This is a genomic window from Paenibacillus sp. FSL W8-0194, from assembly GCF_037969745.1.
Classification (GTDB): Bacteria; Bacillota; Bacilli; order Paenibacillales; family Paenibacillaceae; genus Paenibacillus_AQ; species Paenibacillus_AQ cookii.
In genome coordinates, this window is the sequence record NZ_CP150205.1 from 3323411 (window position 1) to 3339706 (window position 16296).

At 54.1% G+C, this 16296-nt stretch carries 15 protein-coding genes; 2 read left to right on the forward strand and 13 right to left on the reverse strand.

Annotation, left to right across the window (positions count from 1 at the left end):
* Window positions 1-16: 16 nt before the first annotated feature.
* From MKY58_RS14970 to MKY58_RS15010, 9 genes are all read right to left on the reverse strand, one after another.
* Window positions 17-1234 (reverse strand): ABC transporter permease, encoded by a 1218-nt coding sequence (locus MKY58_RS14970; protein WP_339320984.1) that lies wholly within the window; start codon window positions 1232-1234, stop codon window positions 17-19.
* Window positions 1231-1923 (reverse strand): ABC transporter ATP-binding protein, encoded by a 693-nt coding sequence (locus MKY58_RS14975; protein ID WP_339320985.1) that lies wholly within the window; start codon window positions 1921-1923, stop codon window positions 1231-1233. The genes MKY58_RS14970 and MKY58_RS14975 overlap by 4 nt, the downstream gene beginning before the upstream one ends.
* Window positions 1920-3470, reverse strand: a complete 1551-nt coding sequence (locus tag MKY58_RS14980; RefSeq protein WP_339320986.1) for an efflux RND transporter periplasmic adaptor subunit — start codon at window positions 3468-3470, stop codon at window positions 1920-1922. The genes MKY58_RS14975 and MKY58_RS14980 overlap by 4 nt, the downstream gene beginning before the upstream one ends.
* Before the next feature lie 219 nt (window positions 3471-3689).
* Window positions 3690-4058, reverse strand: coding sequence for a Rieske (2Fe-2S) protein (locus tag MKY58_RS14985; protein WP_212947710.1), 369 nt, complete (start codon window positions 4056-4058; stop codon window positions 3690-3692).
* Window positions 4055-5149 carry an amidohydrolase family protein gene (locus tag MKY58_RS14990; RefSeq protein ID WP_339320987.1) on the reverse strand — a complete coding sequence of 365 codons (1095 nt, stop codon included), beginning with the start codon at window positions 5147-5149 and terminating at the stop codon, window positions 4055-4057. The genes MKY58_RS14985 and MKY58_RS14990 overlap by 4 nt, the downstream gene beginning before the upstream one ends.
* A gap of 32 nt (window positions 5150-5181) precedes the next feature.
* Window positions 5182-6744 (reverse strand): extracellular solute-binding protein, encoded by a 1563-nt coding sequence (locus MKY58_RS14995; RefSeq protein WP_339320988.1) that lies wholly within the window; start codon window positions 6742-6744, stop codon window positions 5182-5184.
* Between the two features lie 61 nt (window positions 6745-6805).
* Window positions 6806-7666: a carbohydrate ABC transporter permease gene (locus MKY58_RS15000; protein ID WP_339320989.1), complete on the reverse strand. Its 861-nt coding sequence runs from the start codon at window positions 7664-7666 to the stop codon at window positions 6806-6808.
* Between the two features lie 13 nt (window positions 7667-7679).
* Window positions 7680-8537 carry an ABC transporter permease subunit gene (locus MKY58_RS15005; protein ID WP_339325162.1) on the reverse strand — a complete coding sequence of 286 codons (858 nt, stop codon included), beginning with the start codon at window positions 8535-8537 and terminating at the stop codon, window positions 7680-7682.
* 308 nt (window positions 8538-8845) lie between these two features.
* Window positions 8846-11158: a helix-turn-helix domain-containing protein gene (locus tag MKY58_RS15010; RefSeq protein ID WP_339320990.1), complete on the reverse strand. Its 2313-nt coding sequence runs from the start codon at window positions 11156-11158 to the stop codon at window positions 8846-8848.
* 248 nt (window positions 11159-11406) lie between these two features.
* On the opposite strand from MKY58_RS15010, the gene MKY58_RS15015 reads away from it, so the two are divergent.
* Together MKY58_RS15015 and MKY58_RS15020 are read left to right on the forward strand one after the other, a co-directional pair.
* On the forward strand, window positions 11407-12474 hold the full coding sequence (locus tag MKY58_RS15015) for a YeeE/YedE family protein (protein WP_339320991.1): 1068 nt from the start codon (window positions 11407-11409) through the stop codon (window positions 12472-12474).
* Between the two features lie 14 nt (window positions 12475-12488).
* Complete coding sequence (locus MKY58_RS15020) at window positions 12489-12716, forward strand: sulfurtransferase TusA family protein (protein WP_036714716.1); 228 nt, start codon at window positions 12489-12491, stop codon at window positions 12714-12716.
* 77 nt (window positions 12717-12793) lie between these two features.
* On the opposite strand, the gene MKY58_RS15025 is transcribed toward MKY58_RS15020, so the two are convergent.
* The 4 genes from MKY58_RS15025 to MKY58_RS15040 form a co-directional block, all read right to left on the reverse strand.
* Entirely contained in the window at window positions 12794-13495 is a 702-nt protein-coding gene (locus MKY58_RS15025; protein WP_339320992.1) for a CD3324 family protein, read from the reverse strand.
* Between the two features lie 12 nt (window positions 13496-13507).
* Window positions 13508-14212 carry a hypothetical protein gene (locus MKY58_RS15030; RefSeq protein ID WP_339320993.1) on the reverse strand — a complete coding sequence of 235 codons (705 nt, stop codon included), beginning with the start codon at window positions 14210-14212 and terminating at the stop codon, window positions 13508-13510.
* 279 nt (window positions 14213-14491) lie between these two features.
* The gene (locus tag MKY58_RS15035; protein ID WP_339320994.1) at window positions 14492-15313 is read right to left on the reverse strand and encodes a carbohydrate ABC transporter permease; all 822 of its coding nucleotides are present in this window, start codon (window positions 15311-15313) and stop codon (window positions 14492-14494) included.
* Between the two features lie 15 nt (window positions 15314-15328).
* Window positions 15329-16216, reverse strand: a complete 888-nt coding sequence (locus MKY58_RS15040; RefSeq protein WP_339325163.1) for a sugar ABC transporter permease — start codon at window positions 16214-16216, stop codon at window positions 15329-15331.
* Window positions 16217-16296 lie beyond the last annotated feature (80 nt).

Genomic DNA, 16296 nt, shown 5'->3' on the forward strand with positions numbered 1-16296 from the left:
GGCTCTTTTTCCGTATTCATTCGTATCTCAGCGCTTCGATCGGGTCCAGCTTGGCCGCTTTTCTTGCCGGGAACACCCCGAAGACCATGCCGATGCAGCCCGAAAAAATGACCGCCAGCAGCACGGAGTTAAGCGATACCGCGGTTTGGATGCTCATGAAATGGCCGACCAGCTTGGAACCGCCGAAGCCGAGCAAAACGCCGGCGATGCCGCCGAGAACGGCAAGCGTGACGGATTCGACGAGAAACTGGGACAAAATCGCGCCTTCCCGCGCCCCGATCGCTTTGCGGGTTCCGATCTCCCGGGTACGCTCCGTAACGGACACCAGCATGATGTTCATGATGCCGATCCCGCCGACAAGCAGCGAGATGGCCGCGATGCCGCCCAGAAACAGCGTCAGCGTCTTCGTCACGCTTTCGGCCGAGGACAAGACGTCTTCCTGGCTCTGAACCTTAAAGTCATCTTCCGCGCTTCCCAGCTTATGGCTCTGGCGCATCGTGTATTCGATCAGCGCGATCGTGCTTTGCATCGCATCCGGAGATTTGGCTTCCACCAAAATTTGACGAAGGCCGTTTCTGGAACTGCCGGACATGAAGCGGGACTGCACGGTCGAAATCGGCGCGATGGCCGTATCGTCCTGGTCTAAGGAGCCGGACGAACCTTTCGTTTTCAGCACGCCGATGACGCGAAACGGGACGTTGTTGATGTTGACGATGCTGCCGATCGCGTCAAAACCCGCCTTTCCGAACAGGTTTTCGGCCGTCGTGGCCCCCAAAACGACCACCTTGGCTTTATCCGTGACTTCGTCCTCCGTAAAAAAGCGGCCGATATCCGTTTCCCAGGATTTGATGTCCGCGTAGCTCGGGGTCGTTCCGATCACGCTGGTTGACGTAACATTTTTTCCGTTTTTGAACTGAGCGCTTGCCTGCGTGACGGGCGCTACGTATTGGACCGTATCGATTCGGGAGAGCGGGTCGGCGTCCGTCAGCTTCAGCATGCCGCTCCCCGATCCCACGCTGCCGGATGATCCGGCCGAGGAGGCGGTTATCGTGATCAGGTTGGAGCCCAAGCTTTGGATTTGGCTTGCCACCTGTGCGTTGGTTCCCTGCCCGATCGAAATCATGGCGATGACGGTCGCAACCCCGATCATCATGCCGAGCATCGTCAAAAAGGAACGGAGCAGGTTGCTTTGCAAACTTCGAAAAGAAAGCTTGAACAATTCTCCCATTTTCATCCGGACACACGCTCCACGTTCAGCCGGTCGGATTCGATTCGCCCGTCCCGGAACCAGATGATTCGTTTCGTATGCGCCGCGATTTCCGGCTCGTGCGTCACGAGGACGATCGTGTTGCCGCCGTCGTTCAACCGCTTGAATATGTCCATGATTTCCTCGGAGGATGCCGTATCCAGGTTGCCCGTCGGTTCGTCGGCCAAAATAATGGCAGGTTCGTTCGAGAGCGCCCGGGCGATGGCAACCCGCTGCTGCTGTCCGCCGGACAGCTCGTTCGGCTTATGGCGCATCCGGTCCTTCAGGCCCACCAGCTCCAGACAATATTCCGCCCGTTCGCGCCGCTCCTTTTTGTTTTTCCCGGCGTACAACAGCGGCAGTTCCACGTTTTCGACCGCCGAGGTCCGCTTGAGGAGGTTGAAATTTTGAAAAACGAAGCCGATTTTTTGATTGCGGATCGCCGCCAGCTGCTTGGGCGAAGCCGAACCGATATCGACGCCGTCCAACGTATACGTGCCGGAGCTTGGTTTATCCAAACAGCCGATGACATTCATCATCGTGGATTTCCCGGACCCCGACGGGCCCATGATGGACACGAATTCGCGCGGCTCGATCTGCAGCGACACGCCTTTTAACGCATGGACCTTCATCTCGCCGGCGGCGTAGATTTTATCGACATGCTCAAACGTGATCATTGGCCGCCACCTCCGCCGGAACCGGCTGGACGCGAGCCGCCGCTCCGGCCCGACTGCTGGAACTGCTGCCTTCCTCCGCCCGTTTCGCCGCCGAACCCGCCAAAACCGCCGAATCCGCCTTGCATCATTGAAGCGTTGGATTTGGCAGAGGAAGACGTCGTCATCGTGATCGTTACCTTGTCGCCTTCCGAGAGGCCGGAGACAACCTCCGAGCTTGCGCCGTCGTCCAGCCCAGTCGTGATTTCCTTTTGCTCCGTTTTGCCGCCCGTTTCAACCATGACGATTTTTTTGCCGCCGAACGACTTGATCGCCGCATCCGGAACGGTCAGCACGTCCTTTTTCCCGTCGGTAACGATCGCCACCGTAGCGCTGAGACCGGGAATAAGCTTATCGGCGTTGTCCTGGCCCGGTGTGATTTCGACGGTTACCGGGAACGTGACCAGCCCGCTGCTTTGGACTTCGCCAAGAACGGCCTTGTTCGTGACCTTCCCTTTTAACGCCACGCCCGTCAACGCGTCGAACGTAATTCGCACCTCTTGCCCGACTTTGACGTCGGTAATGTCGGTATCGTCGATGGAGGCGGAAATTTTGTAATTGCCTTCGGTTGAAAACATCGAAATCGCCGCAGCCGCATCCCCGGAAGGATACTCGCCCGCTTTGATGTTGACCGCGGACACGACTCCGTTAAACGGAGCGAAAATTTTGGCGCCCGTCAGATTCGCCTTGGCGTCGTTTACGTTCGCCTCCGCCTGCGCCACGCTCGCTTTGGCCATGGCCAGCTCGCTTTCCTCCGGCCCTTTTTGCAGTTTGTTCAACTGCTGCACAGCCTGATCGTACGCCCGTTTTGCGCTTTCGACTTTGCTCTCCGCCGTTTTGACCGACGACTGGGAAGCATCCGCTCCGCTTTGCCGGGAAGCTGCCTGCTTGTACGCGTTTTGGGCGTTCTCCAGCGCCACCTGGGCGAACAGGACCTGCGACTGATCCGGTCCCTGTTTCGCCAGATCCAGTTTTGCCTGGGCGATCTCCACCGTCTTTTTTGCCTTGTCCAGCTGCTGCTGGATATACGTCGGATCGGCCTGCTTTTTGGCCTCCGCCAGTTCGCTTTGCGCATTTTCCAAATCCGCCTTGGCTTTGGAAACCTCGTATTTCTGGTTCGCGATCGTATCCGCGTCCGTTCCTTCCTGCAGGCTTTTCAGCTTGGCGGCCGCGTTTTCGTAATTCGCCTGCGCGGACAGCAGCGCGTTTTGCAGCGCCGTGGCATCCATCTCGGCAAGCAGCTGGCCCTTGGACACCTTATCGCCGGGGCTCACGTGCACTTTGGTCACTTTGGATTTTCCGCTGAAGGCCAGATTGACCGAATCCGAGGCTTCCACATTGCCCGAAGAGGTCACCGTCTTGGAAAGATCCCCTTTCTTGACTTCGTATGTAATCGTCGCCGTTTCCGTCCTCGGCGTGGCCGCGCTTTTCTGGACAACATAAGTCCCTCCCGCTCCGATCACGACGACGCAGCCGCAGATGATCAATACGTTCCTAGCCACCTTGTTCATGCCTTCTCTTCTCCCTTCCCTTGAATGAACATGATGGTAGCACCGCCAGCTTAAAGAAAACTTAACTGCGTCTGCGATCGCACCGATGTGTCCCGGCTAAAAACCAAAAAACGGCTTCAGGAGCATCCCCTCAGCCGTTTTTGCCTGCATCATAACTTCGTCTGCATCGTGCCCTTTATCAGAACTTTAAGGGCTGATGGGGCCGGCGCAGCCGCGAACCTAGCTTTTTTTTCGGTCGCCCAACACAATGTACACCCCGGAATCGTCGGTTTCCACCGGATAGCCCCGCAGTTTGGCATCGCTGCCGGCCGCCAGGTGGCGGCCGCTTTTCAGGTCGAACTCCCAGCCGTGCCACGGACAGCGAAGCACTTGTTCCTCCATCCCGTAACGGTAATCGTATACGCCCGAAGGGAGACGGGTTCCCCGAATCGGACCCGCGCAGACCGGCGCCGCCGCATGCGGACAAACGTTAAGCCACGCATAGTAGCCGTCTCCGATCCGAAACAAGCCGATTTCCATCCCCTTCACGTTCACGATCAGCTTGCCCCCGCTAGGAAGCGCATCCGGCTCCGCCACTTTCACTCTCATGCGCGATCCGCCCCCTTATGCTCCGCCGGGATCGGAAAGCCGTACAGCTCCGCGGCGTTATATCCGAGAATACGCTCTTTCAGCTTCTGGGGAAGGCCCCGGAACACGACCTTCGGATTGTCGAAGTCCCAATGCGGGTAATCGGACGAAAACATGGCGATCTGTTCGGCATGCATCATCTGGAAGATTTGCAGCAGATGCTCCGGCATCCGCGGTTCCTCGATCGGCTGCGTCGTGAGCCGCACATGCTCCACGATATACTCCGAGGGGAGCCGCTTGAGCCACGGCGCGGTATCGCGCAGCGCTTTGTAGTTTTTGTCCATGCGCCACATCAAATGGGGCAGCCAGCCTATGCCGCCTTCGATCGCTACGAATTTGAGCTTCGGATATTTTTCGAACACCCCTTCGCATACGAGGCTGTTGATATGGGTCATGAAATTCGCCGGCAAAATATTATGCCATTCCATATACCGGGTCGGGTATCCGGCAGGCGTCGGCGGGCCGGCGATCCCCTTCCCTTCGGTGCCCGGATGAATCGCGACCGGCAGGCCGTTCCGTTCCGCCGCTTCGTAGATCGGATGGTAGAAGCGGTTGCCGTACGGCATGCGCGCCCCGCTTCCCATCACGATCTGCACCATGCCCGGATGCGCCCCCATTCTGTCGATCTCTTTGGCCGCTTCGGCCGGATCGGAGTGGTTGATCTGAATCGAACCTTTGAATTTCGGACTGACGCCGAGCCAACGGTCCGCGAGCCAATCGTTGAAGGCGGCGGCCACGGCATTCGCATAGTCCGGATCGGCGTGAAGGGAGAGGCCTTGCTCTCCCCCGCCGGTCAGTATCGCATAGTCGATGCCGAACGGTTCCATGTAATGCTGCAGAACAAAATGAGGATCGCTCCCGGGAAGCCCGCCGTCGCCCGGCCGGGCGTCTTGGCGTAGCACGCCTACGGGCGAATAATACTGGCCATGCACGCCGATCCCGCTTTCCAGCCATTGCTGATGCCATGCTTTCGGCAAATAGGGCAGCAGGTCCTCGGGCCTCCCGATCGCATTGTGGACGTCGGCATCGACGATAAACGGTGCGGATCGCATTTCATGCCCTCCTTTGATTTGCATCGTGCCGCTTATTTCGAGCCGTACGTGCGCTTATACGCGGTGTTGTACATGTCCAGCAGCTCATCCGCGCCAAGCTTCTTCAATTGCTCCAAAAACTGCTGGTAGTTTGCGTCCGTAATCGGCGTCTTGCCCGTGACGAATTCCGTAATTTTCTGCTCCAAAAACTTGGTAAGCGGGGTCAGCTTCGCTTTTTCCAGATCAAGCTCTTCGGTCGTTTTCACGATCGCTTTCGGCGCGGGGATAATGAACTTTTCATAGCTTTTGTTGATTTCTTTGCTCTTGTCGTCGAGGCCTCTCTCCCACGTTTCGCGCGCCAGCGCGTTGTTCAGCGAAATGTTGTCGTACCAGACGCCAAAATCGCGTCGCAGCGGCACGTAAGGGCTGGCTCCGAACTCTTTCATGTAGACGGGTTTTCCGTTCTCAAGCGTATACGATTTGCCTTCGATGCCAAGCGATAAATATTTCGTCCCTTCTTCGCTCACCAGATAGTCAAGGAATTTGACGGCTCTTTCCTTATCCTTGACTTTTGCCGAAATGGCCCGCCCTGACGATCCGACCACCGGACGGGAAAACTGGTAGCTCTGAACGCCGTCCGCCGCAAACTCGGGCAGCGCATCCAGATTGTAGTCCGGGATGCCGGACTGCTTCGCTTTTTCAATCATCGGGTTCACTTCGGCCTTCCAATAATACGTTACGGACGACTTGCCTTTTAATAACCGCTCTTCCCACTGCTCCGGCGTCAACAAATAGAACTCGGGGTCGAGCAGCTGCTCCGCGTACAACTTATTCATGAAAATAAGCGCATCTTTATACTTGCTGTTATACGGCGCAAACTCGTATTGTTCACCCGTCGGGCTTTGATTGAAAAACCCTGAAATCCCCGTGAATATTTTGCCGAATACGGTATACATGCCGGTATCGCCCGTGACCGGGGCATTGAAGCTGAGCGGGAAACTGTCCGGCTCTTTGGCCTTCAAATCTTTCAGGAAACGGTAGAACTCATCGAGATTGGTTGGGGCTGTCAATTGGTATTTATCCATCAAATCTTTGCGTGCCATCCAAATATAGTTGAAGCCTTTCCCCGCCGGGTCGCCTTCGAGCACGGGAACGTCGTAGAGGCCGCCGTCCGCGCCGGTCGCCACGGCTTTTGCTTCGGGATACGTTTCGTAGAACTTTTTGAGATTGGGCGCGATATCCAAATAGTCCTTCAAATTCAGAAACACTTTTTCCGGCCCGTTCTCCCTGGCCTCCTGATTCGTCGGCTGACTGAAATCGGTGACCGAGTTCGTGGCGATCATAATCTGCCGCTTCTCCGTCAACCCTTCCTGGCTGACGACCTGCCAATTCACCTTGACTCCTGTTTTTGCTTCGATCTCTTTGAAAATCTCCCAATCATCCCTTACCTTTCCTTCCGGACGGTCGTAGACGAGCCAGGAGAACTTCGCCGGCTTTTGCGAGCCCGCTTCCCCTCCGGTTGCCCCTTCCTGCGTGCCGCCCTTTCCGCTGCAGCCCGCGGTCAAACCGCCCAGCATCGCGGCAGCAAGCATGACAGCCATCATTTTTTTGCTCATACGTTTGCCCCCTCCTTATATTGACTTCGGATATAGGAATAGTTTCCGGCGGTATCCATGGCTACCCTTTGATTCCGCCGATCATGGCGCCCTGCACGAAATATTTTTGGACGAACGGATATACGCATAAAATCGGCACCGTTGCGATCATGATCATGGCGTATTTTAGCGTTTCTATGTAGTCCGTGTTGCCTTCGCCCTGGACGTTGGAGCCGGCGATAATAATGTTGCGCAGCATGATCTGCAAAGGGTACATGCTCCGATCGTTCAAATAGAGCAGCGCATCGAAAAACGAGTTCCATTGATTGACGGCGGTAAACAAGCCGATGGAGACCAGCACCGGCAGAGAAAGCGGCAGGACGATCCGCAGGAATACCTGCATCGTGCCGCAGCCGTCCATCGTGGCGGCATCCTCAAGCTCTTCCGGCAATGCCTCGAAAAAGGTGCGCATAATAAACAAATACCAGGTGCTCACTAGCGTCGGCAGGACGATCGCCCACATCGTATCGAGCAGCCCGAGTTTCTGCACGACCAGGAAGGTCGGGATCATCCCTCCTCCGAACATGAGCGTAAAGGCGGCCAAAAGCAGGATCAGCCGTCGGCCGGGGAGCCATCTTTTGGCCAGCGGGTAAGCCATGGCGGATGTGACGGCAAGCGACAAGAAGGTTTGAACGGCGGTATAACGAATCGTGTTCCAATAGCTGATCCACAGGTCCGGATTGCCGACGAGCCGTTCGTAGGCGGCCAGGGTGACCGCCTTCGGCCAGAGGACAACCCGCCCGCTCATCACCATGGCGTTGTCGCTGATGGAAGCTGAGAATACATAGACGAGCGGATACACCATGACAATAACGAGGACGATCATAAGGAAGATATTGACGGCGTCAAACAGCCGCGAGCCGAAGCTTTCTTTGATTTTCATTTCCCGGCCCCCTTCACCAGAGACTTGTGTCCGAAAATTTCTTGACGACCCGGTTCGCGGCCACAACCAGCACGAATCCGATCACCGATTGGAACAATCCGACCGCCGTAGCGAAGCTGAAGTCGGCGGATAGGATGCCGCGCCGATAAATGAACGTATTCAGGACGTCCGCGGTTTCGTAAGTCATCGGATTGTACAACAGGATGATTTTTTGAAAGCCGATTTCCATGAAATGGCCGAGCGTCAGGACGAACAGAATGATCATCACCGGAATCATGCCGACCAACGTCACATGGCGCATTTGTTGAAACCGGTTGGCCCCGTCGATTTTGGCAGCCTCGTACAAGGTCGGATCGACGCCTGCGATCGCCGCCAGGTACAGAATCGTGCCCCAGCCGACCGTCTGCCATATTTCCGAACCCACGTAGATCGTGCGGAACCATTCCGGCTGACCGAGGAACAGGATTCGTTCGAATCCGAGCCAGCTGAGCAAATGATTGACGATGCCGGTCTGCTGCGACAAAAAGGTGACCATAATGCCGGCGATCACGACGGTCGATAAAAAATGCGGCAAGTAGCTGACGCTCTGCACGAACCTTTTAAACGTGCGGCTTCGAATTTCGTGAAACAGCAAGGCCAGGATGATCGGCGCCGGAAAACGAAACAGCAGGTCGTACACATTCAGCATGACCGTGTTTCGGATCAGCTTCCAGGCATCCGGCGTGTTCACGAAAAAATCGGTAAAATGCTGGAGGCCGACAAACTTGCTGCCCAAGATGCCGCGGCCGATCGAAAAATTCTGAAACGCGATGATCAGCCCGTACATCGGCACGTATTTGAAAAGGATGTAATACAGGATGCCGGGCAGCATCAATAAATACAATGTTTTGTGCTTCTTCAGCATCATTCCGAGAGAAGCCCTCTTCCTCCGATGCCCGCGGGCAGGCGCTCGGACGCTCGCCGCATCGCTTCGATCCAATGACAACGCTTTCACCCCCTTTGGTAGGTGTTTGCACACCAACGTTTTGCTGAATGTTTGCCCTGACTATACGTCTTGGGCATGCCGCGGGTAAAGCGCCGTGTTTTTACGGATGTCTCCGTTTTTGCATCCCGCGGTACGGTTGAATTTCCGTGACCGGCCGACGAAAAAAATGAGTCTTCCCAAAAAAAAGAACCCTCTCAAGATTGATGCATGGTACGGTATTTAGCCGGGGTAATGCCTTCGTATCTTCGAAAATTGCGGATGAACGAATTCCTTCCCCAATAGCCGATCCGTTCCGCGATCTCGTCGATTTTCAAATCCGTTTCGAGCAAAAATTGCTTCGCTTTCGATATCCGGTATTTGGCGATGTATTCCACGTACTTTTCGCCGACCTCTTCCTTGAACATGCGGCTGAAATGGCCGGCGGACATGTTCATTTGCTCCGCGAAATATTCTATGGAGAGCTCTTCGTTATAATGGTCTTGAATATAGGCCAAAATGTCGGCAAACTGCCGTTTGCGATCCGACGGTTCGATCGTCCGGAACAGCACGCCATGGATGTCCCGGAACGTCTGCTTCAGCTCATCCCAGGTCACGCAGCGGTTGATGGCGGCAAAAAACTCGGAATAGACCGAAATGTCAAAATCGTTCCGCTCGCTCTCGACGGCGCGGGTCCACGTATTCAGCACATCGACGGCCAAGTTTTTGACCTGTCGGGCGTTGGCATGGCTTCTCATTCCGTCGTCCAGCAGGTCGAACGCCGATTGGAGCAGGCTTTTGCTGTCGCCGGCTTTATACATATTGAGGATGCGGTTCACTTCGAGCGCAGACAAGAAGCTGTCGCCTGGCAATCGTCCCTTCCACGCCTTTTGCTCGCTGCAAATTTCGGCGCCGGAATGCAGACTCTTATACTTGAGCATCGAATGGGCATGTTTGTAAGACTGATGGAGGGCGGCCATGGAATGGACCGTTTTCCCGATGCCGATGGAAGCTTTGTAATACGGCTGCTGCAGAAGCTGCTTGATGGCATCAGCCGTTTCCACGGGGTCGTCAAGCCCGTTCTCGTCATGGTGCAGCACGCACGCCAGTTGATCGGAACGCGTCTGGCAAACCCAGATCATGGCGGGGGACAGTTTACGGATGTTCTCCTTCAGTTCGGCCAGCATGAACGATTTGGACGTCTCGGACAATTGGTCCGCAAACGACGCGTAGAATTGGATTTCAATGCAAAGCACGGTGGCCGTCGCAACCGGATTGCAATGGAAGGATATTTCTTTCGCGTAATATCCGACCGACAAGCTGTCGCGGTATTCGCCGAACAATACCCTGACGATAAATTGCTCTTGGACGATCGGGTACATGCCGTTTACCGTCTGTGCCAGCTCCTTGTTCTTCGAGATCAGCAAACGGGAAAACCGTTTGATCATGTCGAACTCGTTGCCGCCGTGCAAATCGGGTGCATCGTCCAGCTGCTGCGATTCAAGCCCCGTTTTGATTTCGCGGATCGGGTTGTACAGCCTCCGGCTCAACACATACGAGACCAGGCCGCCGACGACGATAAACATGCCGAGCAGCGCAAGCGTCATCATGCGGATCGTGCGGGCCGGCTTCAATAAGGTTGGCAGGTCGATCATGCTTACGTAATACCACCCGTCATTGAACCGGGATTTTACATATGAAAGCGCTTTCTGTCCATCGTTCAAAAATAATTCCTGCTCCGGCATCGTGCCGATCATCGCCGCAAACGCATCGCGCTGCAGCTCGGAGAAGCCGCTTGCGATCAGGGCGGAACCTTCCGAGTTGACGAGCGCCGTATCCATCACCCACTTCTCGGGCATGCCCAATCGTTCACGAAGCTTATCCAGATCCAAATTCACGACCAAGTAGACGTCGGGACGGCCGCTGTTGAACGGATAGCTCATCAACACGGCGATGTTCTTATGGGCCTGAACGATGTCCCGCGTGTACGGCGGCCGTTCATATACGGTATGCGGTTTGGTAAAAACCATCGGCTTTTTGCCGGTAAAATTGCCGAAGTAGGAAGGCATATCCGCTTCTTTTACCGGATACCTTTCCCGGAAATACTCGTCTTTGCCATTGTACGTTTTGCCGTCAATGACAAGGTCTTCGTCCGCAAAATACAGGAACGATTGATACACCAGAGGTTCCGAATCCAGTGTAATCATTTGCTGCATGAGCGTGTGGATCGATTCATAACGCTGCGTCAGTTCGGCGGGATTGCCGGACGTTCGCGGAACGCTTTTGAAGCTTGCCGTCGACAGCATGTTCACCATATCGCTTTCGAGCGCGGCGAAGGTGTCGTCGATTTGCTCCGAAAAATGCCGCATGACGGTATTGTTCAATGTCTCCGCATCACGCTCGATCAACCGGACGACGAAGAAATGGGTCAATACGCTGGCTACGATGACCGGAATGAGAATCAGCGCGAAATAGTTGGCAAAAAAACGACAGAACAGCACCGTGCGATACGTTTGCCAGACACGTTTCACCTGGATGACCTCCTAATAAAAAATATCACGGAACAAACTGGGCAATGAAATATTATTTCACCCTATTCTAAACTATTTTGCTGCGTTTGTATTTAAACTTCTATGTTTTCGGCGGAACATCAACCCCAGATTTTGGCATTGACATCTCTTCTTGATCTGCTAAAATCGGTAATGCCGATAATTCAAAGCGTCTTACTTGTATTTACACAAAAAAACAGCATGATTTTTTTATTAGGAGGGGATCTCATATGATGTTAACGGGCTTGTTATGCGGAGCCTTGCTGGGATTTGTAATGCAGCGCGGCCGCTTCTGCCTGACGGGCGGTTTCCGGGACATGTACTTAACCAAAGATAACCGCATGTTCTACGCCCTGCTGATCGCCATTTCGATTCAAAGCATCGGCGTCTTTGCCCTCATTCAGGCGGGGCTGATCGAATTCAGCGCAGGCGCATTTCCATGGGTTGCCACGATCCTCGGCTCTTTTATATTCGGGATCGGCATTATCCTTGCCGGCGGCTGTGCGACAGGAACATGGTACCGCGCCGGCGAAGGTCTGATCGGCAGCTGGATCGCCCTTTTTGGATATATGGCCATGAGTGCGACCATGAAGACTGGTGCGCTGGCCCCGGTTAACAACGGAATCAAGAAATTGGACGCGCCGGTCAATTCGATTCCGGAAACGTTCGGGCTTTCCGTATGGCCATTCATTGCTATTCTTGTAGTCCTTACGGCATTTTTGGCCATCCGCCAGCTGCGCAAACCGAAGGTGGCCATTCCGGCCATGAAAGCAAAACGTTCCGGTCTGAACCACCTGTTGTTCGAAAAGCGGTGGCATCCGTTTTTCACGGCCGTCTTGGTCGGATTGATCGCGCTTCTGGCTTGGCCGCTCAGCGAAGCGACGGGCCGGATGTCCGGACTGGGCATTACCACGCCTTCCGCGAATCTTTTGCAGTATCTCGTTACGGGGGACAGCGATAAATTCGTGAACTGGGGCATGTTTCTCGTGCTCGGCATTTTCGTGGGATCTTTTATCGCAGCGAAAGGCAGCCGCGAATTCCGTTTCAGAGCTCCGGACGCCAAAACGGCAGTCTCCAGCTTCATCGGCGGCATTCTCATGGGCTTTGGCGCCAGCTGGGCCGGCGGCTGCTCGATCGGCAACGGGCTGGTGATGACGGCGATGATGACCTGGCAGGGCTGGGTTTCCCTTGCCTTTATGATTCTGGGTACCTGGACAGCGTCATACTTCGTCTATGTCCGTCCGCGTGCCAAAACCAAAGCGAATCCGAGTGCGGCGCTGCGCACATCAACGACATAAGGGAGGATCAGATCATGAAACAACAAAAGCTGGAAGTCCTTGGAATGGTATGCCCGTTCCCGTTAATTGAAGCCAAGCAGGCCATCGAAGCGCTGGACAGCGGCGATGAGCTGGTGATCGATTTTGACTGCACCCAAGCGACGGAAGCCATTCCGCGCTGGGCTGCCGAAGCCGGCCACTCCGTCACGAACTTCGAACAAATCGATGATGCGTCCTGGACGATTACCGTTCAGAAGAAATAAACGTATTTTTGATATGCCCTGTAAACAGAGGTGCCGTCCATTGCTGGACGGCCCTTTTTTTTGAATATATCGCCAAATCATGCATGATCGATAAAAAACAACACGTTTCCATAATGCTTCTTAAACCTTTGATAATCCGCCGTTTCCTTTAACACGATGATGGTCGGGAATGCATTTACTTTGCGGCGTTTTAATGCGGCTAACATTTCTTTTTGCTCGATGCAATAAAATCGGCCTTCTTCATATTGAATCAGGAGAGGCGGAAGGTCCGCCGCGTGATCATCCGGTTCATTCTCTTCATCCGCTCCAGTTGCTTGTTCCCCATCTACCTGGATGAGACGCAAGGGAAACTTTACGACGCCAAAATAGACATGCTTTTCTTCCATGAAATCATAGAATCCGGGACCGGATTTTAGAGTCAGTTGCAAAAAACACTGGATCCATTCTTCGAGCATTCCGATATTGGCATATGCTACGGCCGATCGTACGGTTGGAGCATACGTCATATGTCCGTCGTTTTTCTTCGAATAAATGATTTTTTTGATCGAATCCAGGGATAAAAAATATTCGTCCGCAAGCTCCGAAACGGTCATTCCCCCGGCATATTTATTGCGAATCATTCTATTCCGCTTCTGCAATCGGTCCCGGTAGCCGGACGTTTCGCCCCAACCCTTCTTTTCCTTTCCGATCGGAATGTATAACAGTTTACCGGCCGCGTATTTTTGGATTTCTTTCAATAACTTCTCGGGTATGACTTCGCCGGCGTTTTCATATTTCATGACGATCATCCTTTATAAGGCGTAAATTCGGTCCTTCAGCTGACGGATCGATTCCATGATGGACGTGCATGATTCCGTGTCATCGATCGACGCATGCCAACGCAAGGTATTGATCCCTTTATAATAGGCCATGCATAAAAATCTTTCTTTAAAATCCGGAATGACGATGCCCCTTTTGCCGCAATACTCGAACAGCAATTCAGGAATGCGCAAATAAGGCTTGTTTAAGTCCATAATGGCAAAATCCAACAGGAAGTCGCAGATGCCGGAACGGCTCCAATCCGGGAAACCGACCGTTGTTTTTCCATCCGTAATCATAATTTCGAAAAACGTATTATTATTGACCAAATACCGCCTGCCCTCGCAATAATCGATTCTGGCTTCCATTTCCTTTAAATACGTTTCGACAAAGCCGCGGTCCAGCATCGTCGTATCGTAGAGTTCCTTCCAGTGGAACCAATATCCTTCTTTCTCTTCCGCAAAAGTGTCGATCAGAAATTCCCTGCAGGTAGCATACTCCGTCTTGCAATCCTCGTTGAACTCGCCGTAGCCCTGTACGCCGGTGATATCCGATGCGCTAATTTCCAAGATCTTGTCAAAAAAAAGCTCGTAACAATCGGCAAATTGAGCGGGGCTTAAGTGATCTGCGAGAAATCCGTTCGGCGTCATGCTGACCTGGCCGGACAGCATCGACTTAATGATATGGTCTTTGCTCATGTTATATCTCCTTTTGATTAAAAAATGGCAAAACCGGTTGCGCGCACCCGTGATGTGCTCATCATAACATCAGCCTTGTTAAGGAGATAGGCAGCAAATAAGTTTAGTCAACTTTACACGCCTGAGCATGAGTTCCAGCCCCATGTAACATGCTGCAATCAAAAGAACAAGCCGCCCAGGCTGTCGCCGGGACGGCTTTGCATATAAATGGAGAACCTGTCGGCTCAGTCTGCATTTGGAACGGCCGCCCGCAAATGCGGCCCAAACTCGATCCAACCTTCAGCTCTTGACCGCGCCCGCGGCGATGTCCGAAATGAACTGCTTGCTGACGAACAGGAACAAGATGATGAGCGGCACGACCGCGAGCAGCGTCCCGGCAATGACCATCGAATAGTCCGTGGTGTAAATGCCGTTAAGCGAAGATAAGGCCACCTGCAGCGTAAATTTGCTTTCGTCGTTCAAAATGATGAGCGGCCACAGGTAATCGTTCCACGCGCCGATGAACGTAAACGCCCCCAAAAAGGACAAGGCCGGCCGCAAAATCGGCAGCGCCACGTTCCAATACAGCCGGAAAAAGCCGCAGCCGTCGATCCGCCCCGCGTCCAAGAGCTCGGAGGGCACGGATTCCTCGGCATACTGCCGAATCCAGAAAATGCCGAACGCGTTCGCCATGCCCGGAATAATCAGCGCCTTGAAGGTGCCGACCCAGCCGAATTTGGCCATGATGACGAAGGACGGCACGAGCGAAAGCTGCGCCGGGGCCATCATCGTCGCCAGGAGCAGAACGAACAGCCATTTTTTGCCCGGAAACTTGAATTTCGCAAACGTGTAGCCTGCCAGCGAATCGAAGAACAACACGAGCACGGTGCTGCAGGAAGCCACAAACAACGTATTCAGGAACGCCCCGAAAAAATCGATGTTTTGCAGCACCCGGGAAATGTTGTCGATCAGGTGGGTCCCGAACCAGAACTTGGGCGGGAAGCTGTAAATCTCCGCGGTCGTGCGCGTAGCCATGACCACCAGCCAATAAAATGGAAAGACGGATAGGATCAGTCCAACGATCAGACCGAAATAAAGCAGGATCGATTTTCGGATAGCCATTCGATGCACCCCCGTTTATTCGTCTTTGGCGCCGCCGCCCTGAACGACCCGCCAATTGAAGATCGAAAACAAAGCGATCAGGATGAACATGCCCCAGCCGACGGCCGAGCCGTAACCAAAATAGTTGTTCACGAAAGCTTCGCGGTACAGATACAGGACGATGGTCAAGCCGCCTCCGCTGACGCCGCCGTCATTGCCGACCAGCACCTGGGATTCGGTGAAAATCTGCATGCCGCCGATCGTCGACGTGATGACCGTAAACAAAATGATCGGCCGCAAATTCGGGATCGTGATGCGGAAAAAAGCCTGGACGCCCGTGGCGCCGTCGATTTTGGCCGCTTCGTACAATACGGTCGGAATGCTTTGCAGGCCGGCAAGGTAAATGATCGCGTTGTAGCCGACCCAGCGCCAGATGACCATGACGGAGACGGCCAGCTGGATGCCCCATGTTTTGTTCAGCCATTCGACGGGCGAAATGCCAAGCAGCGAAAGCAAGTAGTTCAGCAAGCCGTAGTTGTTGGAAAACAGCGTGCTGAATACAATCGCTACGGCGACAAGCGAGGTGACGTTCGGCAGGAAATAGCCGATCCGGAAGAAGGTCCGGAATCTGACGAAGGACGCGTTCAGCAAGAAAGCGACGATCAGCGCGAAAAACAGCATCGGAATCGTGGAATAGATCCCGATCAGCAGCGTGTTGCCGACCGCTTTCCAAAATTCCGGATCGGTGACCATGAACTGATAGTTGTTCAGGCCGTTAAAGGTCATTTCGCCGATGCCGTCCCATTTCTGGAAGGAAAGATACATCGAAAACAGGATCGGGAACAGGCCGAAAACGGCAAACAAAATATAAAACGGAGATATCGCAAGGTACTCTTTCCGGTGCTTCCAGATTTCGGACGCCAATCCCGCCTTTCGCCCCGCCGGCGGCGCGGAACTGCCCGGATCGAAATGAGTTCGCTTCTGTAAGGGTGCTCCCATAAGAC

What these genes read in the sequence shown, in the direction of transcription:
- MKY58_RS14970 (WP_339320984.1), bottom strand. Translation starts at nt 1,234, where the DNA reads ATGAAAATGGGAGAATTGTTCAAGCTTTCTTTTCGAAGTTTGCAAAGC.
- MKY58_RS14975 (WP_339320985.1), bottom strand. Translation starts at nt 1,923, where the DNA reads ATGATCACGTTTGAGCATGTCGATAAAATCTACGCCGCCGGCGAGATG.
- MKY58_RS14980 (WP_339320986.1), bottom strand. Translation starts at nt 3,470, where the DNA reads ATGAACAAGGTGGCTAGGAACGTATTGATCATCTGCGGCTGCGTCGTC.
- MKY58_RS14985 (WP_212947710.1), bottom strand. Translation starts at nt 4,058, where the DNA reads ATGAGAGTGAAAGTGGCGGAGCCGGATGCGCTTCCTAGCGGGGGCAAG.
- MKY58_RS14990 (WP_339320987.1), bottom strand. Translation starts at nt 5,149, where the DNA reads ATGCGATCCGCACCGTTTATCGTCGATGCCGACGTCCACAATGCGATC.
- MKY58_RS14995 (WP_339320988.1), bottom strand. Translation starts at nt 6,744, where the DNA reads ATGAGCAAAAAAATGATGGCTGTCATGCTTGCTGCCGCGATGCTGGGC.
- MKY58_RS15000 (WP_339320989.1), bottom strand. Translation starts at nt 7,666, where the DNA reads ATGAAAATCAAAGAAAGCTTCGGCTCGCGGCTGTTTGACGCCGTCAAT.
- MKY58_RS15005 (WP_339325162.1), bottom strand. Translation starts at nt 8,537, where the DNA reads ATGCTGCCCGGCATCCTGTATTACATCCTTTTCAAATACGTGCCGATG.
- MKY58_RS15015 (WP_339320991.1), top strand. Translation starts at nt 11,407, where the DNA reads ATGATGTTAACGGGCTTGTTATGCGGAGCCTTGCTGGGATTTGTAATG.
- MKY58_RS15020 (WP_036714716.1), top strand. Translation starts at nt 12,489, where the DNA reads ATGAAACAACAAAAGCTGGAAGTCCTTGGAATGGTATGCCCGTTCCCG.
- MKY58_RS15025 (WP_339320992.1), bottom strand. Translation starts at nt 13,495, where the DNA reads ATGAAATATGAAAACGCCGGCGAAGTCATACCCGAGAAGTTATTGAAA.
- MKY58_RS15030 (WP_339320993.1), bottom strand. Translation starts at nt 14,212, where the DNA reads ATGAGCAAAGACCATATCATTAAGTCGATGCTGTCCGGCCAGGTCAGC.
- MKY58_RS15035 (WP_339320994.1), bottom strand. Translation starts at nt 15,313, where the DNA reads ATGGCTATCCGAAAATCGATCCTGCTTTATTTCGGTCTGATCGTTGGA.